This is a genomic window from Pseudomonas sp. HT11 (genome assembly GCF_044875395.1).
Taxonomy (GTDB): domain Bacteria; phylum Pseudomonadota; class Gammaproteobacteria; order Pseudomonadales; family Pseudomonadaceae; genus Aquipseudomonas.
In genome coordinates this window covers 3,515,652-3,535,527 of record NZ_CP173217.1, presented here as the reverse complement: position 1 = coordinate 3,535,527, position 19,876 = coordinate 3,515,652, and the positions used below count along the sequence as shown (strand labels likewise).

Genomic DNA, 19,876 nt, shown 5'->3' with positions numbered 1-19,876 from the left:
AGGATGCCACCCATGCGCACCGAACAACCGAAGATGATTTACCTGAAGGACTATCAGGCGCCGGACTACCTGATCGAAGAGACGCACCTGACCTTCGAGTTGTTCGAGGACCACAGCCTGGTCCACGCGCAGCTGGTGATGCGCCGCAACCCCGAGCGTGGTGCGGGCCTGCCGCCGCTGGTGCTCGATGGCCAGCAGCTTGAACTGCTGACCGTCAACCTGGGCGACCGTGAACTGAGCGAAGCCGACTACCAGTTGACCGACAGCCACCTGACCCTGCACCCGATCCGCGAGACCTTCACGGTCGACACCAGCGTGCGCATCCACCCGGAAACCAACACCGCGCTGGAAGGCCTGTACAAATCTAGCGGCATGTTCTGCACCCAGTGCGAGGCCGAAGGCTTCCGCAAGATCACTTACTACCTCGACCGCCCGGACGTGATGAGCACCTTCACCACCACGGTGATTGCCGAGCAACACAGCTACCCGGTGCTGCTGTCGAACGGCAACCCGATTGCCAGCGGCCCGGGTGAAGACGGGCGCCACTGGGCGACCTGGGAAGACCCGTTCAAGAAACCGGCCTACCTGTTCGCGCTGGTGGCCGGTGATTTGTGGTGCGTCGAAGACACCTTCACCACCATGACCAGCCGTGAAGTGGCGCTGCGCATCTACGTCGAGCCGGAAAACATCGACAAATGCCAGCACGCCATGAACAGCCTGAAAAAATCCATGCGCTGGGACGAAGAGACCTACGGCCGCGAGTACGACCTCGACATCTTCATGATCGTGGCGGTCAACGACTTCAACATGGGCGCCATGGAGAACAAGGGCCTTAATATCTTCAACTCCAGCGCCGTGCTGGCGCGCGCCGAAACCGCCACTGACGCCGCGCACCAGCGGGTTGAGGCGATCGTGGCCCACGAATACTTCCACAACTGGTCGGGCAACCGCGTGACCTGCCGCGACTGGTTCCAGCTGTCGTTGAAGGAAGGCTTAACGGTGTTCCGTGATTCCGGCTTTTCCGCCGACATGAACTCGGCCACGGTCAAGCGCATCCAGGATGTGGCGTACCTGCGCACTCACCAGTTCGCTGAAGACGCAGGCCCGATGGCCCACGCCGTGCGCCCGGACAGCTTCATCGAGATCTCCAACTTCTACACCCTGACCGTGTACGAAAAGGGCTCGGAAGTGGTCGGCATGATCCACACCTTGCTCGGCGCTGAAGGCTTCCGTAAGGGCAGTGACCTCTATTTCGAGCGCCACGACGGCCAGGCCGTGACGTGCGACGACTTCATCAAGGCCATGGAAGACGCCAACGGCGCGGACCTGAGCCAGTTCAAACGCTGGTACAGCCAGGCCGGTACACCGCGTCTGGCGGTGAGCGAGTCCTACGACGCCGCTGCCAAGACCTACAGCCTGACCTTCCGTCAAAGCTGCCCGCAAACCCCGGACAAAGTTGAAAAACTGCCGTTCGTGATCCCTGTGGCGCTTGGCCTGTTGGACGCCAACGGCGCCGGCATTGCCTTGCGCCTGGCCGGTGAGGCCAGCGCTGGCGCTACGTCCCGAGTGATTTCGGTGACCGAAGCCGAGCAGACCTTCACTTTCGTCGATATCGCCGAACAACCGCTGCCGTCGTTGCTGCGCGGCTTCTCGGCGCCGGTGAAACTGAGCTTCCCTTACAACCGCGACCAGCTGATGTTCCTGATGCAGCACGACAGCGACGGGTTCAATCGCTGGGATGCCGGCCAGCAACTGTCGGTGCAAGTGTTGCAGGAGCTGATCGGTCAGCATCAAGCGGGTCAGCCGCTGAAGCTGGATCAACGGCTGATCGACGCGCTGCGCACGGTGTTGAGCGATGAAAGCCTGGACCAGGCGATGGTCGCCGAGATGCTCTCGCTGCCAAGCGAAGCCTACCTGACTGAAATCAGTGAAGTGGCGGATGTGGACGCGATTCACGCCGCCCGTGAGTATGCGCGCAAGCAACTGGCCGACAACCTCTACGAATCGCTGTGGCTGCGCTACCAGGCGAACCGCGAGCTGTCCAAGCAGACACCTTACGTGGCCGCGGCCGAGCACTTTGCCCGTCGCGCCCTGCAGAACATTGCGCTGTCGTACCTGATGCTCAGCGGCAAGCAGGAAGTGCTGGCGGCGACGCTGGACCAGTTCGACACCAGCGACAACATGACGGAGCGCCTGACGGCGCTGGCCGTGCTGGTCAACTCGCCGTTTGAGGCGGAAAAGGCGCAGGCGTTGGCGGTGTTTGCCGAGAACTTCAAGGACAACCCGCTGGTCATGGATCAATGGTTCAGCGTGCAGGCCGGCAGTACCTTGCCGGGCGGCCTGGCGCGCGTCAGGGCATTGATGGAGCACCCGGCGTTCAACATCAAGAACCCGAACAAGGTGCGGGCACTGGTCGGCGCGTTTGCCGGGCAGAACCTGATCAACTTCCACGCCGCCGATGGCTCGGGCTATCGTTTCCTGGCCGATTTGGTGATCCAGTTGAACGGGTTCAACCCGCAGATCGCTTCGCGCCAGTTGGCGCCGTTGACGCGCTGGCGCAAATACGACAGCGCGCGCCAGGCGCTGATGAAGGCGGAGCTGGAGCGCATTCGTGCCTCCGGTGAGCTGTCCAGCGACGTATTCGAGGTGGTCAGCAAGAGCCTTGCGTAAGGTCTGCGATTGAAAAAAAAACGGCCTGAGCAGGCCGTTTTTTTTCGCCTCAGATAACGGGTGGGCGAGGGGCGTCCAAGCCGGTGTCGGTAGGGAAACGCTCGGCAATAATTGCGTGCGGAACGCCCAGTGGCAGGGCACTGGCGCCATCCAGGCGGGCCACTTGTTCGGCCGACAGTTGCACGTTCAGCGCACCCAGGGTTGCATCGAGCTGCGCGCGGGTGCGGGAGCCGAGGATCGGGATCAGCGCGGTGGTCGAGCGGCGGGCTTTTTCGCGCAGCCAGGCAATGGCGACGTGGGTCGGGCTGGCGTCGAGTTCGCCGGCGACTGCCAGCAGGGTGTCGAGTACGGCGGTTTCGCGGGCGCTCTTTTCCGAGTGGATCAGCATGCCCAGTTTGTTGGCGCGGTTGTCGTCCTGCGTTTCACGGTATTTGCCGGTGAGGAAACCACCGCCCAACGGCGACCACAGCGTGGCGCCCAGGCCCAACGCTTCGGCCATCGGCAGCAACTCGCGGTCGGCGCTGCGCTCGGCCAGGCTGTATTCCACCTGGACGCCGATGATCGGCGCAAAGCTGCGCACTTCGGCCAACAGATCCGCGCGGGCGATACGCCAGGCGGGAAAGTTGGAGAGGCCGGCGTAGTGGATCTTGCCGGCACGCACCAAGTCATCGAAGCCGCGCAGGATCTCTTCCATCGGCGTGACGTTATCGCTCATGTGCGCCCAGAGCAGGTCGATGCGGTCGGTGTTCAAGCGCTTGAGACTCTCCTCGACGGCACGCACCATGTTTTTGCGGTTGTTACCGAGCTTGAGCGTGCCTTCATCGGACGGCTGGGTGCGCAGGCTGTATTTGGTGGCGACCACCAGGTTGTCGCGCTCGGCGGCGATAAATTCCCCCAGCAGCTTTTCGGCCTGGCCGAACTGGTAGCCGTTGGCGGTATCCAGGAAGTTGCCTCCTGCTTCGAGGTAGCCATCGAAGATCTGCCTGGCTTCGTCGCGCTCGGCGCCATGGCCCCAACCTGTGCCGAAATTACCGGTGCCCAGGGCCAGTTCCGATACCTGCAGGCCGCTGCGGCGACCAAAGACTGTATTGCGCATACAAAGACTCCTGTGGGGGTGGTTTTTTACATGTCTTGAAACATGTATTTAATATGATCCTCGTAATTTATTCGGTCAAGGGGCTTTTTTACTGCTGACGTTTTCTGACAGGAGGCTCTGTTAAGCTTCGGTACTTGTTCCTTTCTCGGTGGGTTTGACGTGTCGCGTACCACACGATTGCTGACCTTGTTGCAGGCCCTGCGGGGCAAGAAACGCCCGGTGACGGCCGCCGTACTGGCGGCGCAACTGGAGGTGTCCGAGCGCACGCTGTATCGCGATATCGCTGAATTGACAGCGCTGGGGGCACCGATTTTTGGCGAGGCCGGAGTAGGGTACGTGTTGCGCAGCGGGCTGTTTCTGCCGCCATTAATGCTGAACGCCGAGGAAACCGAAGCGATCGTGCTGGGCCTGCGTTATGTCGATCAACGTGGCGACGACGTGCTGAGCCGCGCCGCGGCTAATGCGTTGGCGAAAATCGCCGATGTGCTTGATCCCGCTGCCCAGGAAGCATTGCGCAACCCCACGCTGTTGCCCGGCCCTCCGGGGTTCGGTTACCCGGAAAATCGCGTGCCGCTGAACGTGTTTCGCGAGGCGATCCGCAACCAGGCCAAGCTGCAAATCGATTACGCCGACGCCAGCCAAACCCAGAGCCAGCGCCTGATCTGGCCGCTGGCCCTGGGTTTTCTCAATGACGTGCGCGTGATTGTGGCGTGGTGCGAGTTGCGCGGCGCTTATCGCACCTTTCGCACTGACCGAGTGGCCGCAGCCGAAGCTCAGGGTAATCGCTACCCTGGCCGACGCAGTGACCTGTTGCGAGCCTGGCGCAAGCTGATGGAGCAGAACGAGTCCGCGCCGTTTACTCCTGACAAAAACTGACACAACCCTGGCTTAGCATGGCGTCATAAATCATTAAAAAGGAGCTGCGCCATGTCCATTCCTGAGTTGGCACCCGCGATTGTGGCCTACATCGCCGCGACCAATACTCGCAACACCTCAACCATTGCCGAGTGTTTTGCCGACGATGCCAATGTGTTTGATGAGGGTGAGCATCAAGTCGGCACCGCCGCGATTGCGCGCTGGATGGAAGACACCGGGCGTCGTTATCAGCCTCGGGTTGAAGTGCTGAACGTGCAGCATCGCACCGGCAAAGTGTTGGTCAGCAATGTGGTTTCCGGTAATTTCCCCGGCAGCCCGCTGGAGCTGCGCTACACCTTTCGACTGAACGAGCAGGGCAAGATTTCGCGGCTGGATATCTCTGTGTAAGTCATACTGGCGCGCATGACTTTCGACTCGCCTCTCGCCGCTTATCAATACGCCACCACCCAGCCCGGTTTCGTGCCAGACGAGGCCCAGCGCCGGGCGGTTGAAGCCCTGCAACACTGCCACGAAGCCCTGCACCAGGGCCTTTCGCCAGTGACCGGTGTTTACCTATGGGGGCCGGTGGGGCGGGGCAAGACCTGGTTGATGGACCAGTTCTATCAAAGCTTGCGGGTGCCAGCACGCCGCCAGCATTTTCATCATTTCATGGGGTGGGTGCATCAGCGTCTGTTTCAACTCACGGGTATCCAGGACCCTCTGCAGGCGTTGGCCCGCGAGCTGAGTCAGCAAGTACGCGTGCTGTGTTTTGACGAACTGTTCGTCAATGACATTGGCGATGCAATCATTCTCGGCCGTTTGTTCCAGGTCATGTTTGATCAGGGCGTGGTGATGGTCAGCACGTCCAATCAGCCGCCCGATCAGCTCTACGCCGACGGCTTCAACCGCGAGCGGTTTGTGCCAGGCATCGAGGCGATCAAACAGCACATGCAGGTGGTAGCGGTAGACGGTGGCGAAGATCATCGTTTGCATCCTGGCGTGGGGCTGCAGCGCTACTGGGTGAACCAGCCGGATGCGCTCGCGACGCTGTTCAAGCAATTGAGCGCAGGGCAGGCGGTGCGCAGCGGGCCAATCAGTGTCGGCTTGCGCTCGATTGTGGCGGTGCAATCCTGCGACACGGTGCTCTGGTGTCGTTACGCCGAGCTGTGCGAGCGGCCGCTGGCCGCCATGGACTTCATGCTGCTGTGTGATCGCTTCACGGCCATCCTGTTGGGCGACGTCCCCTGCTTGAACGCACAACAACGCCCGGCCCGAATCGCCCGTGGTACCGAAGACGCGGCCCAACGTGTGGTGGCCGGTGACCGCGAGCTGCCGCAGTTGTCGGTGCACGATGACAGTGTGCGACGTTTTATCGCCCTGGTGGACGAGTGCTATGACCGCAAGGTGCCCTTGTACATCGAAGCCCAGGTGCCGCTGGAAAGCCTCTACACCGAAGGCTACCTGGCGTTTCCGTTCCGCCGCACGCTCAGTCGCTTGCAGGAGATGCAACTGCAGCGCTTCGGGACCTAGGAGTCTTTTCGGAGTCTTTTCGCGCACGGAGCATCATCGAGGAAGCAAATGGACATCCCAGACACGCTGGTGCTGCAAGCCAGCTACACCAATGCGGTGCACGCCGACGCCTGGGCCTGAGTCAGAAAATGCTGCAAAAGGTCAGGGAAATCGCCCGGCAGCGTGGTTGCTGCAAGATCATCCTTGAAGTGCTCGAGGGTAATGACGTGGCACAGGCGGCGTATCGCAAGTTTGGTTTTGATGAATCGGATCTTTGATCCGGCACAGGGGCGCAGGCTGTTGTGGAACAAAGCGCTTTGATAAATAACGTGCAAAAAAAAGGCGCCATTAAATGGCGCCAAGTTAACCTTTGCCAACGGAGCGGGATGGCACAGGGCAATGCGGATTAACTAAGTATTAAATCAGCTGTTGGGTTGCGGCTCTTCACTGGATTGTTCAACCGTGTGGGTCTTTACATTCTTGCCATCGGCAATCGCTGTTTGGTCAGTGGTGCCATGAGTCTTCTGTTGCATGAAGGTGAAGTTGTTATAGAACTCCTTCGAGCGCTCTGAACCGCCTTCTGCGAAGGCTGCTACGGAAGTCAGGGTCATCAGGCTGGCAAGCATCAAGGTCGAAAGTTTCATAAGAGGTATCCCCATTAAGTGTGATCGGTATCCGCCTCGTCCGTGATCAGATTCATGGGGCGATTGTGGGGCGATCTTATTAAGTGGGAATTAACGGCTTGGGGCCCCAAAGTTAACGATTTTGTTAACTTCGGGTCAGCGATTTAAAGCCTCCAGTCCAGCGCAAGCGTGACGGATCGCGGGTCGCCCCAATACACACCATTATAAAAGCCGACACGTTCGTAATACTTTTTATCAAATAGATTGTTAATGTTAAGCGACGCTGAAACATGTTCGTCAAATTGGTAGCGCGACATCAGGTTGACCACGGTGTAGGCCTGTTGGGTGATTTTGGTGCTCTCGGTGTTCAGGTAGCCGTTCTCGTCGCGGCCGCCTGTTGGTCGGTCAGCGAAATCGTAAAAATCGCTCTGCCAATTTACCGCGCCGCCCACCGTCAACCCGCGCCACTCACCCGGCAGGCGATAGGCCGTCGAGACTTTCAGCAGATTGAGCGGCAGGTTGGTGTTGTTGCGCTGCTTGTCACCATTCGTCGAGTGGGTATAGGTATAGCCCGCAGACAGATTCCAGTCCGGCATGACTTCACCTGACACCTCAACTTCAAAGCCCTGCACCTTGTTGCCTTTGCCGCTGGCGGTGTAGAACTGCTCGCGGCTGATCGGGTCCGGCGCGGCGTTGTTGTCCAGTTCGGCCACGTTATCCTGGGTGCTCCAGAAATACGCCGTCGCCAGGTTCAGGCGTTCGTTCAACAGGCTGCCTTTGAGGCCTATTTCATAGTTGCTGCCCACCACCGGCTCCAAATACTTCTTGCTGGAATCCCGCGCGGTTTGCGGGTTGAAAATATCGGTGTAGCTGGCGTACACGGTGTATTCGGGTGTGAGGTCGTAAAGCAGGCCAGCGTAAGGCGTCCACATATCGTTGTGGGTCTGGCGGGTTTTAGTGGATTGGGTCAGTTGGTTATCGGTGTTGTATTCAGGTGAGACGCTTTCGATTTCCCAACTGCCATAGCGGCTGCCCAATACGGCATGCAGCCGGTCGGTCAGGCTCAGGCGTGTGGCGAGGTAACCCGCCTTCTGTTTTCGGCTGCTGTGCTCGCCCTTGAGGCCAGTGGTGCGGTCCGGGAACTTGGCGATGCCACTCATGTGTCGCCAATCTTTGATGTCCGTGTAGCCCTGGGGATTATTGACGCGCTGAAAAGGCGCCGTATCGCGCTGTTCGGATTCGCCGTACCCAACCATCAATTCATGCTCGCGCCCCAGCAGCGAATAAGAACCGGCGATATTCAAATCCACCACGTCCATTTTCGATGTGCCGACCATCTGGTTGGTCCAGGCCGTCATGCCGCTGCCATCCGGATTGGGAAAGCCGGCGCCGCCGTAATACACCTTGCCGTCCGTGTCGCTTTGGCGATGGGTGTAGGCAGCTTTCAGGTGCCAGTCTGCAGACAGCTTATGCTCGATGGAGGCAAAGGTGGTTTTGTCTTTAAGCGGCCAGGAGCTCCAGTCGGTCGCCAGGTTGGCGGAGCGCGATAGCCGAGCCTTGCTGCCATCGCTGTTCCAATAGGGCAGGGTGCCCCAGGAGCTGCCCTGCACATGCTTGTTCTGGTAGTCCAAACCCACGGCGACAAAGGTGTTGTCCGTCAGGTCGGCTTCGAGGATGCCGTAGCCCACTTCCCGTTGCATCGCATAGCTGTCGCGAAAGGACTGGCTGTCACGGTACGCCAGCACGGTGCGGCCACGCAGTCGCCCGTCAAACGCCAGTGGACCGCCTACATCGATATAGCTGTAGTAGTTGTCATGGCTGGCACCGCTGACGCCGGTTTTGGCTTGCCACTCTGTGGTGGGGCGCTTGCGGATCATGTTCACGGTGGCAGAAGGGTCGCCCGCCCCGGTCGTCAGGCCGGTGGCGCCGCGCACAACCTCGATGCGGTCGTAGATGATGGTATCGGCGTCGGACTTCATGCGGCCAAAGGTATTGAGCATGCCGTCGATCTGGAAGTTACTGATCGAGTAGCCGCGGGAAGAGTAACTCGCCCGGTCCGAATCCAGGTGCTGCACCGTAACGCCGGTGGTCTGGCGCAAGGCATCGGTGAGGGTATTGAGATTGAAGTCATCCATCTGCTGGCGGCTGATCACCGAAATGGATTGCGGGGTTTCCTTGATGGACAGGTTCAGCTTGGTGGCGGTGCTCATCGAGCCGGTGGTGTAAGCCCCGGTGTGCTCGGTGGTGGTGCCCAGGCCTTCGGCGGTAATGCTGGTCGCACCCAGTTCGTAGGCTTTGGCCGGCAGGTGTTCGGGGTCGGTATCAGCCATCAGCTCCGGGCTTGCAACGGCGCCGAACAGGCCAAAGGTGAGGGTCATGGAACGGGTAAAAGGCGCGAACATCGCAGCAGACTCCTTGTCGTCTTCGATGCCACCCGGAAAGGGAAGGCATGGTTCAAAGACGAAAGGAGCGGGGGAACTTTAGGCTCAAACGAGAATGATTGTTATCTTTGTGTTACAACGCCGGTGACTACTTGACCACCACTTCGGCGGCATCGACCTTCTTCGGCTTGATCAAGCTGAAATCGATAAGGCCTTTTTTCTGGCCTATATACGGGTCGCCAATCATCCGCGGGCGCGCCTTGAAGCTGTCATTGACCAGGCTTTTGCTGCGGTCCCATTCATCAAAGCTCAGCCCGGCCATGTCCGCCCAGGTGTGAATCAGTTGCGAGCTGCTGTAAGGGCGTTGCAGGTCGGTGGCGAAACTCCAGTCGTGGGTTTCGCGCCACTTCGGCGAGGCGTACGCCATGAACGGAATGGTGTACATCGGTGCCGTCGGCTTGCCTTCGTTGCGCCCCAGCGTGCCGTGGCCGGCCGAGTCGAATACGTCTTCGCCGTGGTCCGACAGGTACAGCAGGAAGCCGTTGGGGTCGGTCTTGGCGTAGTCCTTGATCAGGCTCGACACCACGAAGTCGTTGTAAAGCACCGCGTTGTCGTAGCTGTTGTAGGTCGGCAACTGTTGGTCGCTGATGCCTGGCGGTACGCCCTGACGATCGGTGAATTTGTCAAAGGTCGGCGGATAACGGTACTGGTAGCTCATGTGGGTGCCCAGCAGGTGCACCACGATGAACTTGCGCTCGGTAGGGTCGGCCAGGGCCTTGGCGAACGGTGCCAGCACGTCGCCGTCGTACTGGCGGGCGTTCTGGTTGCGGTTGTTATTGAGGTACACCTGCTCGTCGGCCTGTTCGGAAAAGGTCGTGAGCATGGTGTTGCGCTTGGTCATCGTCTGCTGGTTGGTGATCCAGTAGGTTTTGTAGCCAGCCTGTTTCATCACGCTGACAATCGACGGTGTCTTGAGGTACAGGTCAGGGTTTTCTTCGTCGGCAAAGGTCAGCACCTGTTGCAGCGCTTCAATCGTATAGGGGCGCGGCGTGATGACGTTATCGAAGACCGCCAGTTGGTCGCGCAGCTTGTCCAGTTCCGGCGTGGTATTGCGCGGGTAGCCGTAAAGGCTCATGCGCTGGCGGTTGGTGGACTCACCGATTACCAGGACCAGGGTCGACGGCTGGCCGGCCATGCTGTCCTTGAGGTTCTTCAAGGGCGGGATCTGGCTGGCACTCGTGAGCATGCCTTGCATGCTGTTCAGCTGCTCGGTGTAGCGGCGATAGGCGACGATCATCTGCCAAGGCACGGCAGGCTCTACCCGCGACTCGAAGCCATCGATGGCCAGTTCCATGGTGGGGTTGGTTGCAATCTGTTTCACCAACGGATAACCGACCACCGCTAGGACAATCGCGGTGGCCGCGAGAATCGACTGGCCGCGCGGCAGGTAAACCGGGCGCAGGCGGGTCCACAGGAAGATCGCCAGGGCAGTGTGGGCAATGAACGCCAGCACGATCCACCAGGCAAAATATTGAGTGGCGTATTCGCCGGCTTCAGAGATGTTCGACTCGAACATGATGAAGATGACGCTTTGGGAAAATTCCTGCTGGTAAATGAAGAAATAACCCAGGCTGGCCATGGAGCAGGCCCACAGCACAACGCCGATCAAGGCGGCGAGCAGGCGCGTACGGCGCGGGAACAGCAGCATGGGCGCGAGCCAGAACGCACTCAGGAAGAAGGCTTGGCGAAATCCGCTGAAGCCGGAAGTGCCGGTCAGCTGGATCAGCAGTTGGGTAATACCCGAGAAATACCAGAAAAACAGAAACAACCAGCCAAGGCCGGCCCAATCAAAGCCTTTCGCAGACTTCGTGCTGCGTTTGAACATCGCCATCCAGCGCTCCAACCCGATAATTGCCAGTTGCCGCGCAGGAATACGCGCAGCAGAGGGCTACCGCATGTGGGTGGCCCTATTCGGCGGGAGTATCGGGAGGAGGATGTGAAAACTTCGTGAGTTATTCCTGAACGCTTCGTTCAGCCCACGTTCAGCAAAGTGCGGGCTGAGGCCCGGACGTTTGATTGATTTGCGCCTGAAGGTGTGAGCGCAAGCGCAGGACTTCCTGCTGCAGCTGATCGCGCTCGTCTTTCAACTGGCGCAGTTCGTCGCGACGGACGGTGACATAGAGGGTCTGTGGCGGGCGCATCGTCTGTGCTGTGCTCATTGCTTACCTCGCAAATAGCCGGTAGATCGCGGTGCCGGAACGCTTGATCGAGGTCCTCGGCAACAGTCGCAGCGATTCTGAATTCTTTTTTGAATCAATGGAACTTTTTTATTTTTGATGGTCGCTGTGACTTTTGCGGCCGTGATGCTGAAACGATGGCCTTTTTTTGTCATGAAACTACAAGGATCCGCTCTGGACTAACCCTCATTAGCCTCATTGCGCTATAAACTATGTCACACATTTATTTAGCAGTTAGGAGCATCAGCACATGCAACTGGGGATTATCGGACTAGGCCGCATGGGCGGTAACATTGCGCGGCGCCTGATGCTCAATGGGCATACCACCGTTGTATACGACCGTAACGAAGCATTCGTCAAAGGCTTGAGCGAGGAGGGCGCCACAGGCGTTGCCGACTTGAAGGCCTTGGTAGCAGGGCTGCAAAAGCCTCGCGCCATCTGGGTCATGCTGCCTGCAGGCGACCCGACCGAAAACACCATCAATGAACTCAGTGAGCTGCTTGAAGACGGTGACGTGATCATCGACGGCGGCAACACCAACTATAAAGACGACGTACGTCGCGCTAAAGCCCTGTCGGAAAAAGGCCTGCACTATGTCGACGTCGGCACCTCCGGCGGCGTCTGGGGCCTGGAGCGTGGCTACTGCATGATGATCGGTGGCGACGCCGAGACTGTACAGCGCCTCGACCCGATCTTCGCCAGCCTGGCCCCGGGCCTGGGCAATATCCCTCGCACCAAGGACCGTTCCGCCTCGGCTGACAGCCGTGCCGAGCATGGCTATATCCATGCGGGTCCAGCGGGCTCCGGGCACTTTGTGAAGATGATTCACAACGGCATCGAGTACGGAATGATGCAGGCCTTCGCCGAAGGCTTCGACATCCTCAAGACCAAAAACTCGGAAAACCTGCCGGAAGATCAGCGCTTTGATCTCAACGTCGCCGACATCGCCGAAGTCTGGCGCCGTGGCAGCGTGGTCTCGTCCTGGTTGCTGGACCTGACCGCCGACGCCCTGGCCACCGATCCAAAGCTCGACGGCTACTCAGGTTCCGTGGCCGACAGTGGCGAAGGCCGCTGGACCATCGAAGCGGCCATGGAGCAAGCGGTGCCGGTACCGGTGCTGTCCACCTCGTTGTTCGCTCGCTTCCGTTCCCGTCAGCAGAGCACCTACGGTGACAAAATGCTGTCTGCCATGCGCTTCGGCTTTGGCGGCCATGTGGAGACTTCCAAAAAATGACCGCCAACGGCAAGAAACCCAAGGCCGAACCTGCTCCGCCCACCACACTCTTTCTGTTTGGCGCCCATGGCGACCTGGTCAAGCGCCTGCTCATGCCGGCGCTGTACAACCTGAGTCGTGACGGGCTGCTGGGCGAAGGCCTGCGCATTGTGGGCGTTGATCACAACGCCATCAGTGATGCCGACTTCGCCAAGAAACTCGAGGACTTCATCCGCACCGAGGCCGCAAGCAAGGTCAAGGGCAATGCCGAAAACGCCCTCGACCCAGAGTTGTGGGCTCAGTTGGCCAAGGGCATCAGCTACGTCGAGGGCGATTTCCTCGACGACAGCACCTACGCCGACATCGGCAAGAAGATCGCTGACAGCGGCACCGGTAATGCGGTGTTCTACCTGGCGACTGCGCCGCGCTTCTTCAGTGAAGTGGTGCAGCGCCTGGGCAGCGCCGGCTTGCTTAATGAAACCGACGATGGCTTCCGTCGTGTGGTGATCGAAAAACCCTTCGGTTCCGACCTCGCCACCGCCGAAGCGCTGAACGCGTGCCTGCTCAAGGTGATGAGCGAGAAGCAGATCTACCGCATCGACCATTACCTAGGCAAGGAAACGGTGCAGAACATTCTGATCAGCCGTTTCTCCAACGTGCTGTTTGAAGCGTTCTGGAACAACCATTACATCGACCACGTGCAAATCACTGCGGCCGAGACCGTCGGCGTGGAAACCCGCGGAAATTTCTTCGAAAAAACCGGCACCCTGCGCGACATGGTGCCCAACCACCTGTTCCAGTTGCTCGCAATGGTAGCCATGGAGCCGCCGGCGGCGTTTGGTGCCGATGCGGTGCGTGGTGAAAAGGCCAAGGTCGTCGGCGCCATCCGGCCCTGGTCGTTGGAAGACGCGCGGGCCAACTCGGTACGCGGCCAGTACACCGCTGGCGAGATCGCCGGCAAGGCGCTTCCCGGCTACCGCGAAGAAGCCAACGTCGCGCCCGACAGCAGCACCGAGACGTTCGTTGCCCTCAAGGTGATGATCGACAACTGGCGCTGGGTCGGTGTGCCGTTCTACTTGCGCACCGGCAAGCGCATGAGCATTCGCGACACCGAAATCGTGATCTGCTTCAAGCACGCGCCGTATGCGCAGTTCCGCGATACCGAAGTGGATGAGCTCAAGCCCACCTACCTTAAAATCCAGATCCAGCCCAATGAAGGCATGTGGTTCGACCTGCTGGCCAAAAAGCCTGGGCCAACCCTGGAGATGGCCAATATCGAATTGGGTTTTGACTACAAGGACTTTTTCGAGATGCAGCCGTCGACGGGTTACGAAACCCTGATCTACGACTGCATGACCGGTGACCAGACCCTGTTCCAGCGCGCTGACAACATCGAGAACGGCTGGCGTGCGGTGCAGCCGTTCCTTGACGCCTGGAAAGAGGACGATGGCATCCAGGCCTATAAGGCCGGTGAAGATGGTCCGGCAGCGGCCGATGCCTTGCTGGCCCGCGATGGCCGTACCTGGCATAGCCTGGGATGAATGATGCCGCGATCCATCCCATCCGATTTGTCCTGAGCGATATGGACGGGACGCTGCTGCGTCCCGACCACACGCCCAGTCAGCGCACCATTGATACAGTGCGCGCCATGCGCGACGCCGGCGTGTTCTTCAGCCTGGCCAGCGGGCGGCCGCCCAAGGCCATGATGCAGATGATCGAAACGTTCGGCATCGATGTGCCGGTGGCAGGCTTTAACGGCGGCACGTTGATCAACCCCGATGGCAGCGTGCTGCTGGCCCACCATCTGCCGGCGGAGGCGGCGCTGGTCACGTTGGCGCTGTTCTCCGGGCAGCCGGGCGTCGAAGTCTGGCTGTTTGCCGATGGCGAATGGCTGCGGCGTGATCCGCCCGGGCCGATGGTGGCGGTTGAAGCCGCTGGCCTGGGGTATGGGCCACTGGTCGTGGAGAGTTTTGAGCCGTACCTGGATCGGGTCGACAAGATTGTCGCGGCCAGTCGCAATGCTGAGTTGCTGATCGAGCTGGAAGCGCAGTTGCAGCCCAAGGTTCAGGGGCTGGCCCATGTGTCGCGCTCGCAACCGATTTACCTGGACGTAACAGCGATGCAGGCCAACAAGGGTGATGCCTTGAAAGCCCTGGCTGCGCACCTGGGTGTACCGCTTGAGCAGACGGCAGCCATTGGCGACGGTGGCAACGACCCGGCGATGTTTCACGTCGCCGGTTTGTCGATTGCCATGGGCCAGGCAGAAGAGGCCGTCAAACGTCAGGCCAGCGTCGTCACCGGCAGCAATGTCGAGGATGGTGCTGCACAAGCGTTAGAGCGGTTTATTCTGGCGGCGCGATAAGCGCCGTCACTGGCCAACGCGGATGGACTGAACTTCCGATCATTGTTTTTACACGAGGGCAATGATCGGAAGTTGCTGTGTTGTCTTACTTGGGCATTGCCCAGGACTGCAACTTATAACCATCTTTGTCGAGTTCGGCGCGAGCCTGTAACAACAAATCTTCCAACTGAGCCGGGTCGGTATAGGCGCTCGAGGACAGCTGTTTGCTGCCAATACGCGTGTTGGTGCGGTCGATGACGCTCAGGCTGAGTGCGCCATTGCCATCGTGCCAGGCCACGCACTGAAAGGGCTGAAAAGCACGGTCTGCGATCAAAAGAGCTTCGTTGATGCGGAGCGGGGCGTTCATGTGAGTCTTCTCTCTAATGCCCATTCAAGTGAGTGCCGTCGGTTGGGCGAGCCAGACGGCGAGTTACTTGTACTGATGCTCGACGGCGGGGTACGGGTCACATGCTAGAGCAAGAAATTTTAACTTTCCGTGATCAACGTCAGGTAAGCGGCTGTTTTGAAAGCTCAATGAACGTCTCTGTGCGCGGCGATTTTTTATTTGGAAACCTCCAGCAGTGGCTTTCTGCCAACACTTATAGCGAAATGGTACAAGGCGCGCGTCAATACCTTGCTAGTGTTAGCGCCAGGCCTCACAAACCTTTGTTTCTAAATAACTTTAAGAATATTGGCGCCAAGGAATAGTCATGGTTGTTACACCTGTCCAGCGTCGTCTGCTTGTGGTCGATCCGTGTGATGACTGCCACGGACTGCTGCCCGGTCTGCGCACCGCCGGATGGGAAGTGGACAGCTGCGCCCTTGGAGTCGTCGGCGATCGGTCTTGCGATGTTGGCCTGCTGCGCTTGCAGCCCTATCACCTTGAGCGCCCGGAAGCGGTCAAGGAGTTGATCAGCCGCAGCGGTACCGAGTGGATCGCGGTGCTTAGCCAGGACGTTTTGCGCCTGCAAAATGTCGGAGATTTCGTCTGCGAGTGGTTTTTCGACTTCCACACCTTGCCGTTTGACGTAGCGCGCGTGCAGGTCACGCTGGGGCGTGCGTTCGGCATGGCCCGCCTGCGTGGCAAGGGCCACACGCTGATAGATGAGCCCGAGCATGAATTGCTGGGTGACAGCCGGCCGATTCGTGAACTGCGCAAGCTTTTGGCCAAGCTGGCACCGACAGAATCGCCGGTGTTGATTCGCGGTGACAGCGGCACCGGTAAAGAGCTGGTGGCCAAGACCTTGCACCGCAAGTCCCAGCGCCACGCCAAGCCGTTTGTGGCCATCAACTGCGGTGCAATTCCCGAACACCTGATTCAGTCCGAACTCTTCGGCCATGAAAAAGGTGCGTTTACCGGCGCGCATCAGCGCAAGGTCGGACGCATCGAGGCCGCTCATGGAGGCACGCTGTTTCTGGATGAAATCGGTGATTTGCCGATGGAGCTGCAGGCCAACCTCTTGCGCTTTTTGCAAGAGAAGCAAATCGAACGTGTCGGCGGCAGCCAACCCATCCCCGTGGACGTAAGGGTATTGGCGGCAACCCACGTCGACCTGGAAACCGCGGTTGAGAAGGGCACCTTTCGTGAAGACCTGTATTACCGCCTGAATGTGCTGCAGGTGGTCACCGCGCCCTTGCGTGAGCGCCACGGCGATGTAGCGATGCTGGCCAACCACTTTTCACGCTTCTACAGTCAGGAAACCGGGCGCCGCCCGCGCAGCTTCAGCGAGGATGCACTGGTAGCCATGGGGCAACACCCTTGGCCGGGCAACGTGCGCGAGTTGGCCAATCGCGTGCGCCGCGGCCTGGTGCTGGCCGAAGGGCGACAGATCGAAGCGGCGGACCTGGGTTTGCTGGGCGAGCAGGCAATTGCGCCACCGATGGCTACACTTGAAGATTACAAGCACCGCGCCGAACGCCAGGCGCTGTGCGATGTGCTCAATCGGCACAGCGACAACCTGAGTGTCGCAGCCCGGGTGCTGGGGGTTTCCCGGCCGACGTTCTACCGATTGCTGCACAAACACCAGATCCGCTAGGGCGGGTAAAACGAAAGCCCCGCAACGACCCTTATCGTTGCGGGGCTTTTCCTTGCGCGGCTTAAAAGTAGTACGGGAATTTCAAGCTGAACGTAAAGTCCGGCGCATCGTCCGTCATCCCGATCGACAGGTTCGGCACGATGGTCAGGTTTTCCGAGGCGGCAATGGTCATGCCCACGTTGAAATAACCGGCGTTGGCATCGCTGGACACCACCGACTGCCAGTCCTGGCCGTTTTGTTTGATCTTGCTTTTGCGCTGCACCAGGTCCGACACGGAAAACGACATGCTCATTTTCTCGTTGAGGGCGAAGGCGACCCCCAGGCCAAGTTGGAAGCTGTCGCCCAGGCTGATTTTGCCGGGGACTTTCTGGTTGACGTTAGGGCTGATATCGCCGAATGACTCTTCGAAGTTATGCGTATACGACAGCGAGCCGAACAGCACCGCCGGATCGAAGGTTTTCACCAGGGAGATGCCTGGCGTTACCGACCACACACCGTTGCCCGTCGGCAGGCTTTCCGGCACGGCAAGGTTATTGTTATTGGCTTGCTCGATCAGCTTGATGCCGTAGGGCTCCTGGCCGGTCGGGGCCTTGACGCGCACTGACACCACTGCATCCGGCAGGTTGGCGCTTTCATCCAGGAACTTGTAAGCAATGCCGAAGTTGACATCGCCGATGGTCGGGTCTCGGGTCACCGAGGCTTCGGACGTGGCGTTGGAGTCGCCGTTGGCACCGCCCGACTGATAAGTCGACTCGCGGTACACCACCGGCACGTTCAAGTCGAACTGCCAGCGATTGTCCAGGTTGTAGCGCCCGGTCAGGTCCAGGGTCCAACTGTCGGATTTGATTCGGTCCAGGTTAATGTTGCCCAGGAAGATCGAGTCCAGGGCCAAAAAGCCGTTGAGGGAGAGCTGGCGAGCATCGTAGCGGGCATAGGTAAGGCCGGTTTCGAAGCTGAACTTGCCGTTACCGAAAAAGCCGCTGGCTTCGTTGTACAGGTTGCTCACGCTTTGCGCCGGGGCCGAGTCGTCCTTGAGGCTTTGCCCGTAGGAACTGCCGCCGCCGGCGCCACCCGAGGCTGCCGCCGCACCTGTGCCAGGCGTATGACCGGCCACGGTGGTGCCGCCTTTCTGGAAGTCGGCGGGGGATTTGGCCAAGCGTTTGGGGGCGGGAGTTGCGGGTTGGTCTTCTACCTGCCGTACGCGTTGTTCCAGTACGGCCAGTGCTTTTTGCTGCACTTCATAGCGTTGTTTGAGTTCCAGCAGTTCCTGCTTCAAGGTCTCAATGTCGGCATCCGGCGCGGCGTATAGCATTGATGCAGGCAAGAGCGTACTCAAGCAAACCACGGCACGTAACGATAACGATCGATGCATGAAATAAGCCGTCCCTTTCTAATGCGTAAGTGTCGTGGCTCAGCGTAGTTCAATATCCGGAGGGGCGTAGGCCTTTGAGTTGATCAAGATTAAGGTTTTGCGTGAGGTTGTTCAGACCGTTGTTGCCCAGCACCACATTGAGTTGGGTCATGTTGTTCACAAAGTTGCTGTTGCCTTGGATGACCGTGCCTTGCAGGACGTTGCCGCCGCCGATTTGCTGCACCGCATTGCCCTGGTTGTTACTGGCCTGAAGCGCCATTTGCAGCCCGCCGTTATTGGCCGTGACCGTCACCTGGCCGGCAGCGGTGCCGCCTGTGATCGGCTGGCCAGCCATCAGCGCTTGTCCTGATTGCACGTAGTTGGCAGGCGCCAGGCCGTTTTGGGTGACGTTGATGTCCACGCCGTTGCTGGCGGTGTTGCCGTCGCCCGCTGCGCGCACGCTTTGCGTCACGCCCTGGCCGGTGCCCAGGCCTGCGCCGCCGATGACCGTGCCAGTGCCTTGTGGTTGCTGGGTGACGCCGGTGCCATCATTGCCGGTCACCTGCACGTAAAACTGAGGGGTCACGGTGGCTGAGCTGACCTGCATATTGGCCGTGCCGGTAACGGTTGCACCGGCGGCATTGGTCCAGGTGCTGCTCATGACGATCCCGAAGCTGATAATCCGCCCCGGCATGACATAACGCCCACGCAGCTCGGCCATTTCCGAGTCCTTGAGTTCGATCGGCTTGAACGCCGAGGAAGCATAGGCAGGTACTGAGGCTGCCAGGCACATGACCGTCAGCCAGCTTCGAGTGTTCATCGTGTGCTCCTGGAGCATCCTGCTCCTTATTGCGCTTCTAGAAGAAGTCGCTCTGGATAAAACCGAAGTCCATCAATTCACTGTCGCGTACGGGGCTGAATTCGTTCAGTTGGCTCTTGGCGGTCAGTGGGTTGGGCGGCGTGAGCAGGGCGTTGGCCTTGTCGTAGCCCTCGCCGATAACCGCGAACACAATGCCGTTCCAGCCTTTGACGAAATCGTCTTTGGCATAGCGCTTGTTACCCAGCACGGGGTCGCCGATGTACACCCAGTCGTTGTCGGCCCGTTGCAACACCACGAAATGCTTGTAGCCACGAATATCCAGCAACACCACCACCGGCACTTTCACGGTGATCAGTACTTGCGGGGTGATCCGGTAGCCCTTGGCGCGCATGTGGATGCTTTCCAGGTAGCGCTTCATGTCCAGCATCGAAAAGCCCTGGGTGCGCACGAGGTTCTGGTCGGCGTTGACCAGCATGCCCTTGATGACGTGGTCTTCATCCACGTCCATCCAATAGGCTTGGCGCAGGATGGTCGCCAGTGCGGCCGCGCCGCAGCTGAAGTCGGTTTTCTGTTCCACCAGGTTGGCGAACTTGCGCTCGCGGATGCTCTCGACCTTCTTGTAGACCACCGCGCCGTTAGGCATGACCACGGCCATTTGCGCCGCCCAGGTCGGGCCGGTGAGTGCCAGCAGCAGAAGGAGGGCTCCAAAGCGCATGATCGTAGGACCTGTTGGACACTGGAAAT

Annotated in this window: 18 protein-coding genes and 1 pseudogene; 10 read left to right on the top strand and 9 right to left on the bottom strand. The window is 59.5% G+C overall.

Features of this window, described 5'->3' with window-relative positions; translation table 11 throughout:
* The first annotated feature begins 12 nt into the window (after positions 1–12).
* Positions 13–2,670 carry an aminopeptidase N gene (gene pepN, locus ABWL43_RS16300; protein WP_404483111.1) on the top strand — a complete coding sequence of 886 codons (2,658 nt, stop codon included), beginning with the start codon at positions 13–15 and terminating at the stop codon, positions 2,668–2,670.
* A 49-nt stretch (positions 2,671–2,719) separates the two neighbouring features.
* Here pepN and ABWL43_RS16295 read toward each other — a convergent pair whose 3' ends face one another.
* Positions 2,720–3,766, bottom strand: a complete 1,047-nt coding sequence (locus tag ABWL43_RS16295; protein WP_404483110.1) for an aldo/keto reductase — start codon at positions 3,764–3,766, stop codon at positions 2,720–2,722.
* Positions 3,767–3,925: 159 nt separating this feature from the next.
* Between ABWL43_RS16295 and ABWL43_RS16290 the strand changes: the two genes are divergently transcribed.
* From ABWL43_RS16290 to ABWL43_RS16275, 4 genes and pseudogenes are all read left to right on the top strand, one after another.
* Complete coding sequence (locus ABWL43_RS16290) at positions 3,926–4,642, top strand: helix-turn-helix transcriptional regulator (RefSeq protein ID WP_404483109.1); 717 nt, start codon at positions 3,926–3,928, stop codon at positions 4,640–4,642.
* Between the two features lie 51 nt (positions 4,643–4,693).
* Positions 4,694–5,029 carry a nuclear transport factor 2 family protein gene (locus ABWL43_RS16285; protein ID WP_404483108.1) on the top strand — a complete coding sequence of 112 codons (336 nt, stop codon included), beginning with the start codon at positions 4,694–4,696 and terminating at the stop codon, positions 5,027–5,029.
* A gap of 15 nt (positions 5,030–5,044) precedes the next feature.
* Positions 5,045–6,151, top strand: coding sequence for a cell division protein ZapE (gene zapE, locus ABWL43_RS16280; RefSeq protein ID WP_404483107.1), 1,107 nt, complete (start codon positions 5,045–5,047; stop codon positions 6,149–6,151).
* Positions 6,152–6,255: 104 nt separating this feature from the next.
* Positions 6,256–6,451 (top strand): annotated as a pseudogene (locus ABWL43_RS16275) (GNAT family N-acetyltransferase); the annotation flags it as partial.
* A 101-nt stretch (positions 6,452–6,552) separates the two neighbouring features.
* Here the strand turns inward: ABWL43_RS16275 and ABWL43_RS16270 are convergent.
* From ABWL43_RS16270 to ABWL43_RS16255, 4 genes are all read right to left on the bottom strand, one after another.
* On the bottom strand, positions 6,553–6,774 hold the full coding sequence (locus tag ABWL43_RS16270) for a hypothetical protein (RefSeq protein WP_145165709.1): 222 nt from the start codon (positions 6,772–6,774) through the stop codon (positions 6,553–6,555).
* A 143-nt stretch (positions 6,775–6,917) separates the two neighbouring features.
* Entirely contained in the window at positions 6,918–9,155 is a 2,238-nt protein-coding gene (locus ABWL43_RS16265; protein WP_404483106.1) for a TonB-dependent siderophore receptor, read from the bottom strand.
* 127 nt (positions 9,156–9,282) lie between these two features.
* A complete protein-coding gene (locus tag ABWL43_RS16260) occupies positions 9,283–11,025 on the bottom strand; it encodes a phosphoethanolamine transferase CptA (protein WP_404483105.1) in 1,743 nt (580 codons plus the stop codon).
* Between the two features lie 151 nt (positions 11,026–11,176).
* Positions 11,177–11,353 (bottom strand): DUF6026 family protein, encoded by a 177-nt coding sequence (locus ABWL43_RS16255; RefSeq protein WP_404483104.1) that lies wholly within the window; start codon positions 11,351–11,353, stop codon positions 11,177–11,179.
* Positions 11,354–11,621: 268 nt separating this feature from the next.
* On the opposite strand from ABWL43_RS16255, the gene gnd reads away from it, so the two are divergent.
* Genes gnd through ABWL43_RS16240 form a run of 3 tightly spaced genes read left to right on the top strand, consistent with a single transcriptional unit; the run spans position 11,622 to position 14,946 of the window.
* Positions 11,622–12,605 carry a phosphogluconate dehydrogenase (NAD(+)-dependent, decarboxylating) gene (gene gnd / locus ABWL43_RS16250; protein ID WP_065906492.1) on the top strand — a complete coding sequence of 328 codons (984 nt, stop codon included), beginning with the start codon at positions 11,622–11,624 and terminating at the stop codon, positions 12,603–12,605.
* The gene (gene zwf, locus ABWL43_RS16245; protein ID WP_369303290.1) at positions 12,602–14,125 is read left to right on the top strand and encodes a glucose-6-phosphate dehydrogenase; all 1,524 of its coding nucleotides are present in this window, start codon (positions 12,602–12,604) and stop codon (positions 14,123–14,125) included. The genes gnd and zwf overlap by 4 nt, the downstream gene beginning before the upstream one ends.
* Positions 14,122–14,946 (top strand): HAD family hydrolase, encoded by an 825-nt coding sequence (locus tag ABWL43_RS16240; RefSeq protein ID WP_262206108.1) that lies wholly within the window; start codon positions 14,122–14,124, stop codon positions 14,944–14,946. Before zwf ends, ABWL43_RS16240 begins: the two co-directional genes overlap by 4 nt.
* Before the next feature lie 85 nt (positions 14,947–15,031).
* On the opposite strand, the gene ABWL43_RS16235 is transcribed toward ABWL43_RS16240, so the two are convergent.
* Entirely contained in the window at positions 15,032–15,292 is a 261-nt protein-coding gene (locus ABWL43_RS16235) for a hypothetical protein (RefSeq protein WP_106579746.1), read from the bottom strand.
* Between the two features lie 101 nt (positions 15,293–15,393).
* Here ABWL43_RS16235 and ABWL43_RS16230 point away from each other — a divergent pair, with 101 nt between their 5' ends.
* Both ABWL43_RS16230 and ABWL43_RS16225 read left to right on the top strand, forming a co-directional pair.
* Positions 15,394–15,633 carry a hypothetical protein gene (locus tag ABWL43_RS16230; protein ID WP_404483103.1) on the top strand — a complete coding sequence of 80 codons (240 nt, stop codon included), beginning with the start codon at positions 15,394–15,396 and terminating at the stop codon, positions 15,631–15,633.
* 2 nt (positions 15,634–15,635) lie between these two features.
* Positions 15,636–16,961, top strand: a complete 1,326-nt coding sequence (locus ABWL43_RS16225) for a sigma 54-interacting transcriptional regulator (RefSeq protein WP_404483102.1) — start codon at positions 15,636–15,638, stop codon at positions 16,959–16,961.
* Between the two features lie 61 nt (positions 16,962–17,022).
* Here the strand turns inward: ABWL43_RS16225 and ABWL43_RS16220 are convergent, their stop codons facing one another.
* From ABWL43_RS16220 to ABWL43_RS16210, 3 genes are read right to left on the bottom strand one after another with little or no spacing between them, the layout of a single operon-like run.
* Positions 17,023–18,333, bottom strand: a complete 1,311-nt coding sequence (locus tag ABWL43_RS16220) for a transporter (RefSeq protein ID WP_145165703.1) — start codon at positions 18,331–18,333, stop codon at positions 17,023–17,025.
* A 49-nt stretch (positions 18,334–18,382) separates the two neighbouring features.
* Positions 18,383–19,132 carry a hypothetical protein gene (locus ABWL43_RS16215; protein WP_145165702.1) on the bottom strand — a complete coding sequence of 250 codons (750 nt, stop codon included), beginning with the start codon at positions 19,130–19,132 and terminating at the stop codon, positions 18,383–18,385.
* Positions 19,133–19,169: 37 nt separating this feature from the next.
* The gene (locus tag ABWL43_RS16210; protein ID WP_145165701.1) at positions 19,170–19,847 is read right to left on the bottom strand and encodes a C39 family peptidase; all 678 of its coding nucleotides are present in this window, start codon (positions 19,845–19,847) and stop codon (positions 19,170–19,172) included.
* Positions 19,848–19,876: the final 29 nt, after the last annotated feature.

What these genes read in the sequence shown, in the direction of transcription:
- pepN (WP_404483111.1), top strand. Translation starts at nt 13, where the DNA reads ATGCGCACCGAACAACCGAAGATGATTTACCTGAAGGACTATCAGGCG.
- ABWL43_RS16295 (WP_404483110.1), bottom strand. Translation starts at nt 3,766, where the DNA reads ATGCGCAATACAGTCTTTGGTCGCCGCAGCGGCCTGCAGGTATCGGAA.
- ABWL43_RS16285 (WP_404483108.1), top strand. Translation starts at nt 4,694, where the DNA reads ATGTCCATTCCTGAGTTGGCACCCGCGATTGTGGCCTACATCGCCGCG.
- zapE (WP_404483107.1), top strand. Translation starts at nt 5,045, where the DNA reads ATGACTTTCGACTCGCCTCTCGCCGCTTATCAATACGCCACCACCCAG.
- ABWL43_RS16270 (WP_145165709.1), bottom strand. Translation starts at nt 6,774, where the DNA reads ATGAAACTTTCGACCTTGATGCTTGCCAGCCTGATGACCCTGACTTCC.
- ABWL43_RS16265 (WP_404483106.1), bottom strand. Translation starts at nt 9,155, where the DNA reads ATGTTCGCGCCTTTTACCCGTTCCATGACCCTCACCTTTGGCCTGTTC.
- ABWL43_RS16260 (WP_404483105.1), bottom strand. Translation starts at nt 11,025, where the DNA reads ATGGCGATGTTCAAACGCAGCACGAAGTCTGCGAAAGGCTTTGATTGG.
- ABWL43_RS16255 (WP_404483104.1), bottom strand. Translation starts at nt 11,353, where the DNA reads ATGAGCACAGCACAGACGATGCGCCCGCCACAGACCCTCTATGTCACC.
- gnd (WP_065906492.1), top strand. Translation starts at nt 11,622, where the DNA reads ATGCAACTGGGGATTATCGGACTAGGCCGCATGGGCGGTAACATTGCG.
- zwf (WP_369303290.1), top strand. Translation starts at nt 12,602, where the DNA reads ATGACCGCCAACGGCAAGAAACCCAAGGCCGAACCTGCTCCGCCCACC.
- ABWL43_RS16240 (WP_262206108.1), top strand. Translation starts at nt 14,122, where the DNA reads ATGAATGATGCCGCGATCCATCCCATCCGATTTGTCCTGAGCGATATG.
- ABWL43_RS16235 (WP_106579746.1), bottom strand. Translation starts at nt 15,292, where the DNA reads ATGAACGCCCCGCTCCGCATCAACGAAGCTCTTTTGATCGCAGACCGT.
- ABWL43_RS16230 (WP_404483103.1), top strand. Translation starts at nt 15,394, where the DNA reads ATGCTAGAGCAAGAAATTTTAACTTTCCGTGATCAACGTCAGGTAAGC.
- ABWL43_RS16225 (WP_404483102.1), top strand. Translation starts at nt 15,636, where the DNA reads ATGGTTGTTACACCTGTCCAGCGTCGTCTGCTTGTGGTCGATCCGTGT.
- ABWL43_RS16220 (WP_145165703.1), bottom strand. Translation starts at nt 18,333, where the DNA reads ATGCATCGATCGTTATCGTTACGTGCCGTGGTTTGCTTGAGTACGCTC.
- ABWL43_RS16215 (WP_145165702.1), bottom strand. Translation starts at nt 19,132, where the DNA reads ATGAACACTCGAAGCTGGCTGACGGTCATGTGCCTGGCAGCCTCAGTA.
- ABWL43_RS16210 (WP_145165701.1), bottom strand. Translation starts at nt 19,847, where the DNA reads ATGCGCTTTGGAGCCCTCCTTCTGCTGCTGGCACTCACCGGCCCGACC.